At 30.3% G+C, this 15,937-nt stretch carries 15 protein-coding genes and 1 tRNA gene; 7 read left to right on the forward strand and 9 right to left on the reverse strand.

Annotated features, from left to right (window positions below; genetic code table 11):
* Positions 1 to 22 precede the first annotated feature (22 nt).
* The 5 genes from IEW41_RS11575 (at position 23) to IEW41_RS11595 (ending at position 7,412) form a co-directional block, all read left to right on the forward strand.
* Entirely contained in the window at positions 23 to 1,300 is a 1,278-nt protein-coding gene (locus tag IEW41_RS11575; protein WP_188606528.1) for a DUF5686 family C-terminal domain-containing protein, read from the forward strand.
* A 73-nt stretch (positions 1,301 to 1,373) separates the two neighbouring features.
* Positions 1,374 to 3,770, forward strand: a complete 2,397-nt coding sequence (locus tag IEW41_RS11580) for an efflux RND transporter permease subunit (RefSeq protein WP_188606529.1) — start codon at positions 1,374 to 1,376, stop codon at positions 3,768 to 3,770.
* A gap of 53 nt (positions 3,771 to 3,823) precedes the next feature.
* The gene (asnS, locus tag IEW41_RS11585; RefSeq protein ID WP_188606530.1) at positions 3,824 to 5,257 is read left to right on the forward strand and encodes an asparagine--tRNA ligase; all 1,434 of its coding nucleotides are present in this window, start codon (positions 3,824 to 3,826) and stop codon (positions 5,255 to 5,257) included.
* Positions 5,258 to 5,349: 92 nt separating this feature from the next.
* Entirely contained in the window at positions 5,350 to 6,807 is a 1,458-nt protein-coding gene (rpoN, locus tag IEW41_RS11590; protein WP_188606531.1) for an RNA polymerase factor sigma-54, read from the forward strand.
* The gene (locus IEW41_RS11595; RefSeq protein ID WP_188606532.1) at positions 6,804 to 7,412 is read left to right on the forward strand and encodes a hypothetical protein; all 609 of its coding nucleotides are present in this window, start codon (positions 6,804 to 6,806) and stop codon (positions 7,410 to 7,412) included. The genes rpoN and IEW41_RS11595 overlap by 4 nt, the downstream gene beginning before the upstream one ends.
* Here IEW41_RS11595 and IEW41_RS11600 read toward each other — a convergent pair.
* The 8 genes from IEW41_RS11600 to IEW41_RS11635 form a co-directional block, all read right to left on the reverse strand.
* Complete coding sequence (locus tag IEW41_RS11600; RefSeq protein WP_188606533.1) at positions 7,407 to 8,111, reverse strand: porin family protein; 705 nt, start codon at positions 8,109 to 8,111, stop codon at positions 7,407 to 7,409. The genes IEW41_RS11595 and IEW41_RS11600 overlap by 6 nt on opposite strands.
* Before the next feature lie 99 nt (positions 8,112 to 8,210).
* On the reverse strand, positions 8,211 to 8,699 hold the full coding sequence (locus tag IEW41_RS11605) for an ExbD/TolR family protein (RefSeq protein ID WP_188606534.1): 489 nt from the start codon (positions 8,697 to 8,699) through the stop codon (positions 8,211 to 8,213).
* A gap of 19 nt (positions 8,700 to 8,718) precedes the next feature.
* Positions 8,719 to 9,327: an ExbD/TolR family protein gene (locus IEW41_RS11610; protein WP_188606535.1), complete on the reverse strand. Its 609-nt coding sequence runs from the start codon at positions 9,325 to 9,327 to the stop codon at positions 8,719 to 8,721.
* A gap of 1 nt (position 9,328) precedes the next feature.
* Positions 9,329 to 9,781, reverse strand: coding sequence for a hypothetical protein (locus IEW41_RS11615; RefSeq protein WP_188606536.1), 453 nt, complete (start codon positions 9,779 to 9,781; stop codon positions 9,329 to 9,331).
* Positions 9,782 to 9,801: 20 nt separating this feature from the next.
* Positions 9,802 to 10,575: a MotA/TolQ/ExbB proton channel family protein gene (locus tag IEW41_RS11620; RefSeq protein WP_188606537.1), complete on the reverse strand. Its 774-nt coding sequence runs from the start codon at positions 10,573 to 10,575 to the stop codon at positions 9,802 to 9,804.
* A 75-nt stretch (positions 10,576 to 10,650) separates the two neighbouring features.
* Positions 10,651 to 10,738, reverse strand: a tRNA-Ser gene (locus IEW41_RS11625).
* Between the two features lie 73 nt (positions 10,739 to 10,811).
* On the reverse strand, positions 10,812 to 11,843 hold the full coding sequence (locus tag IEW41_RS11630; protein WP_188606538.1) for an asparaginase: 1,032 nt from the start codon (positions 11,841 to 11,843) through the stop codon (positions 10,812 to 10,814).
* 2 nt (positions 11,844 to 11,845) lie between these two features.
* Complete coding sequence (locus IEW41_RS11635; protein WP_188606539.1) at positions 11,846 to 12,613, reverse strand: TatD family hydrolase; 768 nt, start codon at positions 12,611 to 12,613, stop codon at positions 11,846 to 11,848.
* 79 nt (positions 12,614 to 12,692) lie between these two features.
* Between IEW41_RS11635 and IEW41_RS11640 the strand changes: the two genes are divergently transcribed.
* Complete coding sequence (locus tag IEW41_RS11640; RefSeq protein WP_188606540.1) at positions 12,693 to 13,133, forward strand: retropepsin-like aspartic protease; 441 nt, start codon at positions 12,693 to 12,695, stop codon at positions 13,131 to 13,133.
* A gap of 68 nt (positions 13,134 to 13,201) precedes the next feature.
* Positions 13,202 to 13,837, forward strand: coding sequence for a response regulator transcription factor (locus tag IEW41_RS11645; RefSeq protein WP_188606541.1), 636 nt, complete (start codon positions 13,202 to 13,204; stop codon positions 13,835 to 13,837).
* 864 nt (positions 13,838 to 14,701) lie between these two features.
* Here the strand turns inward: IEW41_RS11645 and odhB are convergent.
* Entirely contained in the window at positions 14,702 to 15,913 is a 1,212-nt protein-coding gene (odhB, locus tag IEW41_RS11650; RefSeq protein ID WP_188606542.1) for a 2-oxoglutarate dehydrogenase complex dihydrolipoyllysine-residue succinyltransferase, read from the reverse strand.
* Positions 15,914 to 15,937 lie beyond the last annotated feature (24 nt).

The raw sequence follows: 15,937 nt of genomic DNA on the forward strand, positions 1-15,937 counted from the left end.
TTTTATAACTATTTACTTTTTAATGCTAAAAAACTTCGTTTTATTCATTCTTATTCTTTGCACTTATTTAGCGCAATCACAAATAACTCCTGTGCCTAAGGACTCTACAGCAGTTAATGATTCAATTGTAAAGAAAGCAGAATTTTTAAAGCAATTAGGCAATGGTTTTTTACCGACTAAGTATATAAATTTAGACTTACGCTATTTACTGAAATTTAATCAGTACGAAGGATTAAGAACAGGTCTAGGAGGTGTCACAAACGAAAACTTTTCTAAAAAATACCGCATTAACAGCTATGTTGTTTATGGTTTTAGAGACCATACATTTAAATATAGTATTGGTGGCGGTTTTAGAATTGCCGAAAAAACTAATTCTTGGGTAAATTTATCATATACTGATGATTTACAAGAAACTGGAAGTTCAGCTTTTTTAACTGATAAACGCTTCTTTTCTTTTTTTGAACCTCGTCTATTAAATATCGATTTATTTCACAGACACATAACTAAAGCTGTTTCATTAGAACATCAGTTTGCAAAAAATTTATTATCAGAAACACAATTTGCAATTAGTAATATTAATCCAACCTACAACTATGCATATACTGTAAATGGTAATACATTTAGGGAGTTTCATTTAAGTACTGCAAAAATAGCTTTTCAATGGTCTCCTTTTAGTGATTTTGAAATTACTAAAAAGGGGATCATAGAAAAAAAAGAAGGCTATCCGAAGTTTACCTTACAATACACTAAAAGTTTTAAAGATATTTTTGAAAGTAATTTTAGCTTTTCGAAAATTGATTTTAGAACTATATACCAGATAAAGCACAAAAATGATGCTATAACAGAAGCAACAATTACAGGTGGATTTGCAAATGGAAATATTCCTTTAACCAATTTATATCATGCATATCCAAATAATATCACAAAAGAAACTATACTACAGCGCTTTTCGGTTGCTGGTATAAATAGTTTTGAAACTATGTACTTTAATGAATTCTTTTCAGATAGATTTACTACGTTTCAGTTTAAACATTATGTAAGTCCGTTTAAGATTTCAGCTCGATTTAAACCACAGCTAGTATTAATAACAAGATACGCTGTAGGTGATATGAGCCATGTAGAGAGACATGAAAATATTAATTTTGGAATTTTAGACAAAGGTTACTCTGAATCAGGTTTTGAAATTAACAAACTCCTTTTTGGTTTCGGCTTTAGCTTTGCTTACAGATATGGTGGTTATCATCTTCCAAAAATTGAAGATAATATTGCTTTTAAGTTTACTTTTAATGTTAATTTATAATTGAATATTATCTAATAATTAAGCACTCTAATACTTAGCTTTTTTCTACCTTTGTCGCTTCTTAAACAAGAGCATGTTTAAATTATTCACAACAGGATTTTGGGAAGTGATTGCGCGACTTATTTTGCGTAACAGAATTGCCATACTTATAACTATAGGTTTAATTACAGTCGCATTAGGTTCTCAATGGAAAAATATGCGCTTTACTTACACTGAAGCTAACTTACTACCTGATGACCATGAGGTTAATGTAACTTATAACGAGTTTTTAAAAATATTTGGTGAAGAAGGTAATCTTATTGTTCTTGGTGTTAAAGATTCTTCTTTGTTTACAGTTGAAAAACTTAATGCATGGAACAGGCTCTCTGAAGATTTTAAATCTTATGACGAAGTAGATGCTGTTCTGTCAATAAAAGATCTTCAAAAGCTTGTAAAAAACACTGATAAGCAAAAATTTGAATTAGAGCCTTTTATTAAAGATTCTATTGAGTCTCTAGATCAGATAACCATTTTAGAGAAAGAACTGTTTGAACAATATCCATTTTATGACAATTTCCTTTTTAATAAAAACACAAAAACTGTTCGTACAGCCATCTATCTTAAAAAGGATATAGTTAATACATCGGCTCGAAAAGATTTTATAATAGATGTTTTAGAAAAGAAGATTGAGGCATTTGAAAATGCCAACAATTTAGATGTTCGAGTATCTGGAATGCCTTACATACGTACCTTAAATGCTCAAAATATTGTTGATGAAATTGGATTGTTTGTTGGTGCTGCCTTACTTGTAACTTCTCTAATTTTCTTTTTCTTTTTTAGATCGTTTAGAGCCACATTCATCTCTCTTATTGTTGTTAGTATTGGTGTAATGTGGACATTAGGAATTATAGGATTTCTTAATTATGAAATCACAGTGCTAACAGCACTAATTCCACCATTAATTATTGTAATTGGTATACCTAACTGTATTTTTCTTATTAACAAATATCAAAATGAGGTAAAATCGCATGGTAATAAAGTAAAATCATTACAACGCGTTGTTACTAAAATTGGTAATGCTACCTTGATGACTAATGTTACAACAGCATCGGGTTTTGCAACATTTATGCTTACAGAAAGTACTCTATTAAAAGAGTTTGGAGTCGTGGCATCATTAAGTATTCTTGCAATTTTTATGCTGTGCTTACTTATTATTCCTATTATTTACAGTTTTATGCCTTTCCCTAAAGATCGCCATTTAGAACATTTAAATAAGCGATGGATTGGTGGTTTTGTTAATTGGATGGAACGCATGGTAAAAGAGCGAAAAATAACTATCTATTTTTCTGCTGTTATTTTACTTATTGTTAGTATGATTGGTATTTTTCAGATAAAAGTTTCTGGAAGCCTCATAGAAGATATGCCTAAAAATCAAGAGTTTTTTCAAGACATACGTTTCTTTGAAAGTGAGTTTAATGGTATAATGCCATTAGAAATAATGGTAGACACCAAACGCAAAAAAGGTGTTATGAAATTAAGCGCTTTAAAGCGTATGAATGAACTTGAAGAGTTAATTGATGAAATACCTGAACTCTCAAGACCAGTTTCTGTTGTTAGTTTGGTTAAATATTCTAAACAAGCCTATTACAACGGAAATCCAAAATATTATCAGCTACCTACAAGTCAGGAGAATAGTTTTATTTTATCGTATGCAAAAAACTCTTCTTCTGAAGCAAATCTTTTAAAAAGTTTTGTCGACAGCACTGGCCAATACGCTCGTATCACAACCTTTATGAAAGACATTGGAACTGATAAAATGGAACGTATAGAGGAAGATCTTCAGGCTAAAATAGATAAGGTTTTTCCTAAAGAAAATTATAATGTTACTATAACTGGTAAAGCATTAGTTTTTCAAAAAGGAACAACTTACTTAGTTAAAAACTTAGCAATTTCATTATCATTAGCAATTTTCTTAATCTCACTATTTATGGCTTACATGTTTAGGTCATTTAGAATGATATTAATTTCACTAATCCCAAATTTATTGCCTCTATTAATTACTGCTGGATTAATGGGTTATTTGGGTGTGCCAATTAAACCATCAACAATATTAGTGTTTAGTATTGCTTTTGGTATTTCGGTAGATGATACCATTCACTTTTTAGCAAAATACAGACAAGAATTGCAGGCTAATCATTGGAAAATCAGAAAATCGGTTTATGCTGCTTTGCGTGAAACTGGAGTAAGTATGTTTTATACTTCAATAGTTTTATTCTTTGGTTTTTCAGTATTTACAATTTCAAGTTTTGGAGGCACAGTAGCTCTTGGTGCTTTAGTATCTGCTACATTATTATTTGCAATGTTGTCTAATTTATTATTGCTTCCATCACTATTATTATCATTAGAAAGAAGTATTGCAAATAAAGAAGTTTTAAAAGAGCCTTCTATAAATATTATTCCTGAGGAAGACGACGAAAATTTAAAAGATTAGATTTAAAATAGTGTAAACTTTTATCTTTGCACTTTAAAAATAAAATTATCCAAATGAAATCGAATACAGTTGCCGAACTATTAAAGAAAGACGCAAAATCACAAGATATAGAAATAAAAGGATGGGTTCGTACTTTTAGAGCTAACCGTTTTATTGCTTTAAATGATGGTTCTACGCTTCAAAATATACAATGTGTAGTTGACTTTGAAAAAACTGACGAAGCCATACTAAAACGTATAACTACAGGAGCTGCAGTACATATAAAAGGACAATTAATTGAGAGTCAAGGTAAAGGTCAGAATGTAGAAATTGCTGTATTATCAATTAACATTCTTGGAGATTCTGATCCAGAAACTTATCCAATTCAACCTAAAAAACATTCGTTTGAATTTTTAAGAGAAAATGCTCATTTACGTACTCGTACTAATACATTTAGTGCAGTAATGCGTTTGCGCTCATCACTATCGTTTGCTATTCATAAGTATTTTAATGAAAACGGATTTTACTACATGCATACACCTATTATTACAGGTAGTGATGCTGAAGGTGCTGGCGAAATGTTTCGTGTAAGTAACTTAGATGCAAAAAATCCGCCTTTAAATGAAGATGGTTCTGTAAACTTTAAAGAAGATTTCTTCGGAAAAGAAACAAACCTTACTGTTTCTGGTCAGTTAGAAGCAGAAACCTTTGCAATGTCTCTAGGTAAAGTATATACATTTGGACCTACGTTTAGAGCAGAAAACTCTAACACCTCACGCCATTTAGCAGAATTCTGGATGATTGAGCCAGAAGTTGCTTTTATGGATTTGGCTGGAAATATGGATTTGGCTGAAGATTTCATGAAATCTGTTTTAAAATATGTTTTAGATAATAACAGAGAAGATTTAGAATTTTTAGAGCAGCGCTTGTTAGATGAAGAAAAAACAAAGCCTCAAGCAGAACGTTCTGAAATGAGTCTTATTGAAAAAATAAATTTTGTTGTAGATAATAACTTTAAACGAGTAAGCTATACTGAAGCAATAGATATTTTAAAGAATTCAAAACCTAACAAGAAAAAACAATTCAATTATATTATTGAACAATGGGGAGCCGACTTACAAAGTGAACATGAGCGTTTCTTGGTAGAAAAACATTTTAAATGTCCAGTAATTTTATTTGATTATCCAGCTAATATAAAAGCGTTTTACATGCGATTAAATGAAGATGGAAAAACGGTTAGAGCTATGGATATTCTGTTTCCAGGAATTGGCGAAATGGTTGGCGGCTCACAACGTGAGGAGCGTTTAGATGTATTAAAAGCAAAAATGAAAGCTCTAGATATAGATGAAGAAGAATTATGGTGGTATTTAGATTTACGTAAATATGGTACTGCAGTACATTCAGGTTTTGGTCTAGGTTTTGAGCGTTTAGTAATGTTTGCTACAGGAATGGGTAATATTAGAGATGTAATTCCTTATCCTAGAACACCTCAAAATGCTGAATTTTAACTATTAAATAAAATATTCTTATTACAAAACAATCTATATTTATAACTTATATAGATTGTTTTTTTTAATTTTAGAGTAATCAAATTTATTATATGCTTAAACAATATTTACAGTTCAAATTATCGCAAAAGTTGTCACCACAACAAATTCAGTTAATGAAACTGATACAGTTGCCTACGCAAGCATTTGAACAACGTTTAAAGCAAGAAATGGAAGAAAATCCTGCCTTAGAAGGCGGAAAAGAAGAGAATATTGACGATAATTATGATGAATTTGATAATACAGATGATAATTACGATGATAGCGAAACAATAGGCGAAGACATTAATGTTGATGAGTATTTGAGTGATGACGATATTCCTGATTACAGAACTCAAACCAATAATTATAGTGCAGATGATGATGACAAAGACATTCCTTTTGCTGCTGGAACTTCATTTACACAATATTTAACCAATCAATTAAACACTTTTAGATTATCTGATAACGAAAGAGATATAGCCGAGTTTTTAGTAGGAAGTGTTGATGAAAGTGGTTACATACGTCGTTCGTTAACAGATATTGCAGATGATTTAGCATTTACACAAAATGTATATACCGACGAAAAAAGCATAGAAAAAGTGCTTCACATAGTACATCAGTTAGATCCTGCTGGAGTTGGAGCTCGCAATCTTCAAGAGTGTTTAAGCATTCAGCTACATCGAAAAGAGAAAAATCCAGATGTTGAATTAGCGATTGCAATAATTGATAAGGCTTTTGATCAATTTACTAAAAAACACTATAAAAAACTACTTCAAAAATTCGACATAAGCGAAATTCAGCTTAAAGATGCTATTGATGAAATTGAACATTTAAACCCTAAACCAGGTGGTTCTTACGCTGGAAACAATAAAATAGTTGAGCATATAGTACCAGATTTTGCTATTAAAATTATTGATGGCGAATTAGAGTTAACATTAAATGGCAGAAATGCTCCAGAGCTTCATGTATCTAGAGAATATTCTGATATGATGAAGGGTTATAAAGAATCTAAAGACAAATCTAAATCGCAAAAAGATGCAGTAATATTTATTAAACAAAAATTAGATGCTGCAAAATGGTTTATTGAGGCTATAAAACAACGCCAACAAACATTATTTGTGACTATGAGTGCAATTATGCATTATCAACAAGAATATTTTTTAACAGGTGATGAACGAAAGTTAAAACCTATGATTCTTAAAGATATTGCCGATGAAATAGAGATGGATGTCTCTACAGTATCGCGTGTTGCTAATAGCAAATATGTTGATACTCCTTATGGAACTAAACTAGTGAAAGAATTCTTTTCTGAATCAATGACTAATGACCAAGGAGAGGAAGTTTCAACAAGAGAAATTAAAAAGATTCTTGAAACTGTTATTGAAGAAGAAAATAAACGAAAACCATTAACAGACGAAAAATTAGCTTCAATTTTATTAGAAAAAGGATATCCTATAGCTCGTAGAACTGTTGCAAAATATAGAGAACAATTAGATATTCCTGTAGCACGTTTACGCAAAAAGATATGATAGATCGTGTTATAAAAGCAATTTCATACATTTTTCATCCTCTATTTATGCCTCTGCTGGGTGTAACTTTATATTTTTCTAAAACTCCACGTTACATTCCAGATCCAATAATTAAAGCTAAAATATTCTCGATAACAATTTTAACTGTAGTACTTCCAATACTTTTATTTTATCTGTTAAAGACATTAAAAAAAGTTGAAAGTGTACATCTAGAAACTACTAGAGAACGCATTATTCCTTTAATATTGAATGGATTAATCACTTTTATATTAGTAAGTAGAGTAATAACTCATAATGAAATTGAAGAGTTATATTATTTTTTTATTGGTGCTCTTTGTTCAACTTTTGCTTGTTTAATATTAGCTATATTAAAATTTAAAGCAAGCTTACATATGGTAGCGGCTTCAGGCTTTTTTATGTTTGCTATTGCTATTAGTATTCATTTTCAAATAAATATTAATGGCACTATAGCCTTATTATGTATAATGCTAGGTGCTATTGCTACCTCAAGGCTACATTTAAAAGCACATACAAATTCAGAATTAATTATTGGTTTTTTTGTTGGTGTAATACCTCAATTACTTGTTTTAAATTATTGGCTATAAAATATAGAACATCAAGCCTATTTTAATATTGCTTATGTCTATTGTTTTCCCATCTATTATAGCAGAATTTTTAAATATTGGGTTTAGTCCATAATACACATGAAAATTCCATGTTGAATATCCAGCACTTAAAGTCAAACCATATTGTAGTTTTTCAATATCATCTATTCCACTTGTTTTAACAGATCCTAAATCGCCTTTATATTTTGATGAGCTATGAATAACATATCCTACTTTAAAACCCGTATAAACTCTCCAAAAAGTGTAATCTGTTGGTGTTGACTTACGCCATCTGAACTCTAAAGGCATTTCAACTAAATATGTTGTAAACTTATTTTTTTTAAAAGCATCAACACTCTTATCAATTACTGTATAAGTAAACTGATTTGTATTATCCTTTTGAATAAGCATATTCTGATTGTAGGAATTTGAAGATAAACCAAGACCTAAACCTATTGCGAAATCTCTTTTTTCATTTAAAGGCATATCTCTAATAAACCCAAAATGAAAACCACTAGAAAACCCACTTTGTGATACATCTGTAGGCTTATTATTAAGTAAGTTGTAAGTAACAGATATATAAAACTGATCTTCTCTATAGTTTAGATCTACATTTGTAGTGTCGTTAGCTGTTTCTTCTTGAGCAAAAGAAGAACCAACAAAACAACATAAAATATAAAAAAGAAAATTTTTGCTCATAGTACAAATATAATTTATTAAAGATTTAAAATTAGTATATAAAAAAACATCCTAAATAAAATATTCAGGATGTTTAAAATTTATTTTTAACAAATAAAATTAGTTGCCTTTTTTATTTAAAGTTATATCACCTTTTTTAGTGGTATAATTTATTTTTAAGGCGTTAACTTTTCTTAGTTCTTGCTTAATATCGCCTACTAATCCCATGTTAGCATCTTTATCTACTTTTAAAGATGTAGTAAGGTAATCTCTAAGCTCTTCGCGTTTTGATGCACGCTCAGCAGCTATAAAGGCTGCAATATCTTTTACATCAGCAAATTTATCATTTAGTTGAATTCGTGATTCTTTACCAAATTGACTTTGAAATCTTTCTTGTGGCTGACCTGCATAAATATACATTACCAAATCTTTCTTATCAAGTTTTTCAATTTGATCAGCACTTGGCAAGTTATTCTTTATCAATAATGTGTTTTCACGCATTACTGTAGCAACCATGAAAAAGAACAGTAACATAAATACAATATCTGGTAAAGATGCTGTAGATATGGCTGGTAAATCTCCTGATTTTTTCTTTTTAAATTTAGACATATTATTCTATTTTTCTAAATTAGTTTTGTACTTCAGATAATTTTTGAGGGTATTCAACCTGAATTTTCTCAATTTTCTCTTTAAGTTTATCTTTATTTCCTTTGTAATTTACATCTGAAAGATTTTTTTGCATTTCTTTAAATGTAATTCCATACAAATCTTGTGCTCTTCTATCTCTTAAATCATTATATGCAGCAACTAGTTCATTTTGAACTGATATGTATACTGAATATGTTGTTTCTCTATCATTTTTTAAAGAGATAATAGCTTTATCTGGATGGTCGGAAGAAGAAGGATCTTTCTTTCCATGACAATAATCGCATTTGTTACCTTCATTATCAGTACCTCCACCATTATCTAAAAACGCGGTTGCGGCTTTTCTAAGGTCTTTAAGCTCCATCAATTCGTCTTCAACTAACAATTGGTCTTTACCATTAATTAGAACTGTAAATAAGTTCTTTTCTTTGATAATTACATCCTCTTGTTGAGTATCATCTATTGGTGGCAACTTACGACTAATACCTGAATCGGTTTCAATAGTTGTAGTTACTAAAAAGAATATTAAAAGTAAAAACGCAATATCAGCCATAGAGCCTGCATTTACTTCTGGTGCTGCTCTCTTTGCCATATTATTTCGCTATTTTTTTAATTCCTGAAAATATCATTGCTGCTGCTGCACCAACAATAAGTATGTAAAATGCATTTAATCCTGCACCAACCATATGAGATTCTCCTTCGGTTGCTGCAACACCATTATACATATAATTACTTGCATCATCTCCACTAGATGTAAGATATGCTATTATAAGTACTGCTAGAAATGCTCCTACACCTATTAACGTACTTTTTAAAGAACCAGTATTTGTAAATAAGTTTTTTACTACAAAAAACAAAACAAATGCAATAGATAATCCAAAAATTATATACGTTAACCAAGCCATTGGGTCAATAATTGCTGTGTCACCAGTTAATGCTGAAGCTTTTATAGCCTCATCACCTTTAGAAATAATCATAATTAAAGATATGATTGCGCCTAAACTTAGTACAGCAACTAATATTTTTAAAATTTTATGTAAATTCATTTTTTATAATTATTGAATTATTATTTTTTGTTTCTAATCAATAAATCCATAAGAGTTATTGAAGCATCTTCCATATCATTTACAATGCTATCGATTTTTGCAATAATGTAGTTATAAAATACTTGAAGGATAATTGCCACAACAAGACCAAATACAGTTGTTAAAAGTGCTACTTTAATACCTCCAGCAACAAGTGATGGTTGCATATCTCCAGCAGCTTCAATTTTATCAAATGCTTGAATCATACCAATTACAGTTCCCATGAAACCAAGCATTGGTGCTAGTGCAATAAATAATGAAATCCAAGAAACGTTTTTCTCTAATTGTCCCATTTGAACACCTCCATAAGCTACTACAGCTTTTTCAACGGCATCCATACCTTCGTCAGTTCTATCTAATCCTTGATAGAAAATAGAAGCAACAGGTCCTTTTGTGTTTCTGCAAACTTCTTTAGCTGCTTCAACTCCACCTGATTGTAAAGCATCTTCAACGTTTTGAGTTAACTTTTTAGTGTTTGTAGTTGATAAGTTTAAAAAGATAATTCTCTCAATAGCAATTGCTAATCCAAGAATTAAACATAACAATACAATACCCATAAACCCAGGGCCTCCTTCAATAAAACGTTTTTTTAATTCTTGAGTAAACCCTAATTCAGGTTCAGCTGCTGAATCTGGTTCTTGAATTGTTGTTGCAACTGTTGTTGCGCTTGACGTTGTAATAGCATTTGTATTTGCATTAACAGTCCCGAAAGCCATCATACCTGCAATGGCTAGAATAGAAAATAATCTTTTCATTGTTCTTAATCTTAATTTTATTAGTTAAAGTGTTAAAGATATAAAAAATTTGCAATTAAAAAATAAAAATTACAGCAGAGAGAAAGGGATTCGAACCCTCGATGCGCTTTTGACGCATACACACTTTCCAGGCGTGCGCCTTCGACCACTCGGCCACCTCTCTAAACTTTTATTACGAAATTGACATGCCAAATAACGAAAAAAAGTTTCAAGGCAAAAAATTTTGTTCGTTAATTTTAGGACATTTCTCCACGCAAAGACGTCTCAAATATGGTTTTGAACGTTTTAGCTGAAATTTTTTCTCCTAATAAATACATCAATTTTGTAATTGCTGCCTCAGTTGTGATGTCTTTTCCAGAGATTACACCAATAGTTTTGAGTTGAGAACTGGTTTCATACTGTCCCATATTAACACTTCCGCCTGAGCATTGGGTGACATTTATTATAGGTATTCCTCTTTTTATTGTTTTATCTAAAAGTTTTATAAACCAATCTTCTGTTGTAGTGTTACCTGCTCCATAAGTTTCAATAATAATACCTTTGATATCTGGAGAGCTAAACATACAGTTTAAAACAGATTGAGATATTCCTGGAAATAACTTTATTAATGCAATATTAGTGTCGAATTTTTTATGAAGGACTAATTTTTTTCTTGTGTTAGGTTGAAATAGATAATCTTTATAAACTTTTAAATGCACTCCAGATTCAGACAAATGCGGATAGTTTAAAGACTCAAAAGCTTCAAAATGTTCTGCATTAATTTTTGTTGTTCGGTTGCCTCTATATAATTTATATTCAAAATATAGACCTACTTCTTTTATTACTGGCTTGCCATTATGTTGTAAAGATGCCATTTGTATTGATGTAATTAAATTCTCTTTGGCATCTGTGCGCAAATCACCTATTGGCAATTGTGACCCTGTAAATATTACTGGTTTTGCTAAATTTTCTAACATAAAACTTAAAGCAGAAGCAGAATAACTCATTGTATCACTTCCGTGTAATACTACAAATCCATCAAAATCATTATAATTACTTTCAATAATTTCTGCTATCTGAACCCAATATTCTGGATTCATATTTGAAGAATCTATCGGCTCAGTAAATGAAACGGTTTTTATCTCACAATCTAACAGTTTTAATTCTGGAATTTTTTTTAGAAGATTATTAAAATCAAAAGCTTTCAACACACCTGTATTGGCATCTTTTATCATACCAATAGTTCCTCCAGTATATATTAATAGTATGTTAGGTTGCGTGTTTGGCATTTTTATATATTAAATATGTCTTTAGAATTTTGAGTTGTAATTTCGGCAATTTTTTCTTCTGATAACTCATAAAGCTCAGATAGTTTTTCTAATACCTTTATTATATAAGCACTTTCGTTGCGTTTTCCTCTATAAGGTTTTGGCGCTAAATAAGGTGAATCGGTTTCTAGTACTATATGCTTTAAATCTATTTGATTAATAAACTGATCTATTCCTCCGTTTTTAAAAGTAACAACACCTCCAATACCTAATTTCATATTATAAGAAATTGCTTTTTTAGCTTGCTCTAAATTACCAGTAAAACAGTGAAAAATTCCAAACAAATCTTCACTCTTTTCGCTTTCTAAAACCTCAAAAATCTCATCAAAGGCATCTCTACAGTGAATTACAATTGGCAATTTATATTGTTTTGCTAGTTTAATTTGATGTTTAAAAGCAGCTATCTGATTTGCTAAAGTGCTTTTATCCCAATACAAATCGATACCTATTTCACCAACTGCATAAAATTTACGCTTTGCCAGCATAGTTTCAACATGATTTAATTCTTCCTTATAGTTATCCTTAACATGTGTTGGGTGTAAACCCATCATTAAAAATATATGTTCAGGAAAATCAACTTCGAGTTGAAGCATTGCGTCGGTATAAGTTGAGTCTATTGCAGGAATAAAAAAACGTGTAACCTTATTATTAATAGCACGCTTTATCATTTCGTGTCTATCTTCATCAAACGCTTCACTGTACAAGTGTGTATGAGTATCTGTAATTATCATAAAGCAAAAATAATTGTTTTATATAATTATACTTCCTCTTAAAAAATTATTTTAAATTGTAATGTTTATAAAATACAATATGGAATTGCTTCAAGAGTTTTTATTAAAAAAAGGGTATACAAAAGTTAAATTAAAACTTACAAAAACTAATCATTTTGAAATTAAAGCTACTATAAACGGTGTAAAAGGACTTTTTATTTTAGACACTGGAGCTTCGAGCTCTTGCGTAGGCTTTGAAGCAATAGAAACTTTTAAATTAAAAGCCAAAGATAGTGATGTAAAAGCTGCTGGAGCAGGCGCAACAGATATGTTAACTCAAGTTTCTAAAAAGAATAGTTTAAAAATTGGAAAATGGAAACATAAAAAAGTTGCTCTAATTTTATTCAATCTTACACATGTAAATACAGCTTTAATAAGCCACAACGCAAAGCCTGTTGATGGTATTATTGGTGCTGATATTCTAAAGCAATCTAAAGCTATAATTGATTATGAAAAAAAATACTTGTACTTAAAATTGTAGCTTAATTCTTTATTTGTTGGCAAAATGTAATTATCTTTAAACTCGAAATCCCTCATTATTAATAGCACATGAACGCATCAATTATTATAGCTGATGACCATCCACTTATACTTAAAGGGTTAAATGACTTTTTGTTAGAAAAACAATATAATGTGGTTGCAAGCGCTGTAAATGGTAAAGAAGCTTTACAACATATTGAAGAGTTAAAGCCTGATATTGCTATTTTAGATATTCAAATGCCTTTTTTGACTGGTTTACAAATAGCTCAAAAATGTAAAGAGCTAAACCTACAAACAAAAATTATACTAATTACTTTCGAAAAAGATGAAACTATTTATAAGCAGGCTAAATCGTTAGGTGTTTTTGGCTATGTTTTAAAAGAATTTGCTCTCGTAGAAATTGAAAATTGTATTGCATCTGTATTAAACAACAAACCATATTTTAGTGCTGAGTTAATTAAATATTTACAGATTGAAGAAATCCCAGAAGAACTAGAACTCCTTACACCTGCCGAAACAGAAGTACTTAAACTTATTGCTCAAAATAAAACTGCTAAAGAAATTGGTGATATCTTATTTATTTCTAGCAGAACTGTTGAAAAACACAAAAGCCACATCATTAGTAAACTCAAACTAGAATCGAAAAGTGGGAGTTTAGCATTGTATGCAAAAGAAAACGAAGAATATTTAGATAAAAATACGTAGTTCTACGTATTGTTTGGTGTTTTCTTTATCACGATATTTACAGTGCTATTAATCAATTTCTTTTAGGTTAAAAAAACTCTGGATATTTAGTGATTCAGAGTTTTTAACCTAATTGTTAAACACCAAAATGAAACACAAATTCGGCCTCATTAATACTTTCTTTATAATAGGGTTAATAATTAGCTCTATACTTGTTATTTCTTTAAATCTATTAGTAATCTTACTTTAGTTATTAGTTAATTATATAAAAAGGCACAACCAATAAAAGTTGTGCCTTTTTTGATTTATTCTCAAAAAAGTCGAAAATCATTCAATTTTCATTAAAAAATACGTAGAACTACGTATTGTTTGGTGTTTTCTTTATAACGATATTTACATCGCTATTAATTCTTAGGGAGAATTATTTTTAAAAGGCTCTAAATTGTCATTGATTTAGGGCTTTTTTATTTTTTATTAGAAAAAATAAAAATTCATTTTATTGATTATCAGTATTTTATGTTTTTAAAAACAAAAAATACGTAGTTCTACGTATTGTTTGGTGTTATTATAATTAAGACATTTACAATGCTATTAACTTAGTTATTATATGGGATTCTATTAAGGCTCTAAATTGTCATTGATTCAGGGCTTTTAGTTAAAAAATTAATAATAACGATTTCAACTTTAGGTAAAATGAAAACTATGAAGCGTAAATATAATCATGACAATAAATTTTTAATCATTGGATTAATTGTTAGTGTCATCTTAATCATTACAGTAAATATTCTTGTTAATTTTTTTTAGTTATTAGTTAGTTATATATTTTCAAGAAAAAAGGGCAACTTATTAAATAAGTTGCCCTTTTAAATTTTAGCTTAAATATTATTATAACTCTAATGCTTTTTTCACATCGTTATTCATTAATAGTTCTGTCGGATTTTCTAAAGCTTCTTTAACTGCTACTAAAAACCCTACACTCTCTTTTCCGTCAATTATTCTATGGTCGTAAGATAGCGCAACAAACATTATTGGTCGTATTTCAACTTTACCGTCAACAGCTACAGGTCTTTCAACAATATTATGCATTCCTAAAATTCCACTTTGAGGAGGGTTTATAATTGGTGTAGATAGCATGCTTCCAAAAACACCACCATTAGATATTGTAAAAGTTCCTCCTGTCATTTCGTCAACAGTTATTTGTCCATCACGAGCTCTAATAGCTAGACGTTTTACTTCGTTTTCAACACCTCTAAATGATAGGTTTTCTGCATTTCTCATAACAGGAACCATTAATCCTTTTGGTCCAGAAACTGCAATACTAATATCACAAAAATCGTAACTTACCATTTCTTGTCCATCTATCATTGAGTTTACTGCAGGATACATTTTTAATGCTCTCACAACTGCTAGTGTAAAGAAGCTCATAAACCCTAAACTTACTCCATGTTTATTTTTAAATGTGTCTTTATATTCATTTCGTAAAGCAAATATTGGAGACATATCAACCTCATTAAATGTAGTTAACATTGCTGTAGTATTTTTAGCTTCAACTAAACGTTCAGCAACTTTACGACGCAACATCGACATTTTACTTCTAGATGTTCCTCTTGCACCACCTGTTGGTGTTCCCATTGATGGTGTAGCATTTACAGCATCATCTTTAGTAATACGACCATCTTTACCAGAACCAGAAACTGATGATGCATCCATTCCTTTTTCGGCTAGTATTTTTTTAGCTGCAGGACTTGCTGTCCCTGTAGCATATGTTTTTGTTTCAGAAGCAGGAGCCTTAGACTCTTCTTTTTTAGGAGCCTCAATCTTTTTCTCTTCTTTTGCTGGCGCATCACCTTCTGGTTTTGCAGCGCTTGTATCAATTAAACAAACTACTTCGCCAACTGCTACAGCATCACCTTCTTCAGCTTTTAAAGTAATAATCCCACTTGCTTCAGCTGGCAACTCTAGAGTTGCTTTATCACTATCTACCTCAGCTATTGCTTGATCTTTTTCAACATAATCTCCATCTGCAACTAACCAAGTTGCTATTTCTACTTCTGTGATAGACTCTCCTGGTGAAGGAACTTTCATTTCTAAAATCATTGTATATTATATTTTAGTGTTTTT

It is taken from the genome of Aquaticitalea lipolytica (assembly GCF_014641635.1).
GTDB lineage: Bacteria > Bacteroidota > Bacteroidia > Flavobacteriales > Flavobacteriaceae > Aquaticitalea > Aquaticitalea lipolytica.

What these genes read in the sequence shown, in the direction of transcription:
- IEW41_RS11635 (WP_188606539.1), bottom strand. Translation starts at nt 12,613, where the DNA reads ATGATAATTACAGATACTCATACACACTTGTACAGTGAAGCGTTTGAT.
- IEW41_RS11640 (WP_188606540.1), top strand. Translation starts at nt 12,693, where the DNA reads ATGGAATTGCTTCAAGAGTTTTTATTAAAAAAAGGGTATACAAAAGTT.
- rpoN (WP_188606531.1), top strand. Translation starts at nt 5,350, where the DNA reads ATGCTTAAACAATATTTACAGTTCAAATTATCGCAAAAGTTGTCACCA.
- IEW41_RS11600 (WP_188606533.1), bottom strand. Translation starts at nt 8,111, where the DNA reads ATGAGCAAAAATTTTCTTTTTTATATTTTATGTTGTTTTGTTGGTTCT.
- IEW41_RS11630 (WP_188606538.1), bottom strand. Translation starts at nt 11,843, where the DNA reads ATGCCAAACACGCAACCTAACATACTATTAATATATACTGGAGGAACT.
- IEW41_RS11580 (WP_188606529.1), top strand. Translation starts at nt 1,374, where the DNA reads ATGTTTAAATTATTCACAACAGGATTTTGGGAAGTGATTGCGCGACTT.
- IEW41_RS11620 (WP_188606537.1), bottom strand. Translation starts at nt 10,575, where the DNA reads ATGAAAAGATTATTTTCTATTCTAGCCATTGCAGGTATGATGGCTTTC.
- IEW41_RS11645 (WP_188606541.1), top strand. Translation starts at nt 13,202, where the DNA reads ATGAACGCATCAATTATTATAGCTGATGACCATCCACTTATACTTAAA.
- asnS (WP_188606530.1), top strand. Translation starts at nt 3,824, where the DNA reads ATGAAATCGAATACAGTTGCCGAACTATTAAAGAAAGACGCAAAATCA.
- IEW41_RS11575 (WP_188606528.1), top strand. Translation starts at nt 23, where the DNA reads ATGCTAAAAAACTTCGTTTTATTCATTCTTATTCTTTGCACTTATTTA.
- IEW41_RS11610 (WP_188606535.1), bottom strand. Translation starts at nt 9,327, where the DNA reads ATGGCAAAGAGAGCAGCACCAGAAGTAAATGCAGGCTCTATGGCTGAT.
- odhB (WP_188606542.1), bottom strand. Translation starts at nt 15,913, where the DNA reads ATGATTTTAGAAATGAAAGTTCCTTCACCAGGAGAGTCTATCACAGAA.
- IEW41_RS11615 (WP_188606536.1), bottom strand. Translation starts at nt 9,781, where the DNA reads ATGAATTTACATAAAATTTTAAAAATATTAGTTGCTGTACTAAGTTTA.
- IEW41_RS11605 (WP_188606534.1), bottom strand. Translation starts at nt 8,699, where the DNA reads ATGTCTAAATTTAAAAAGAAAAAATCAGGAGATTTACCAGCCATATCT.
- IEW41_RS11595 (WP_188606532.1), top strand. Translation starts at nt 6,804, where the DNA reads ATGATAGATCGTGTTATAAAAGCAATTTCATACATTTTTCATCCTCTA.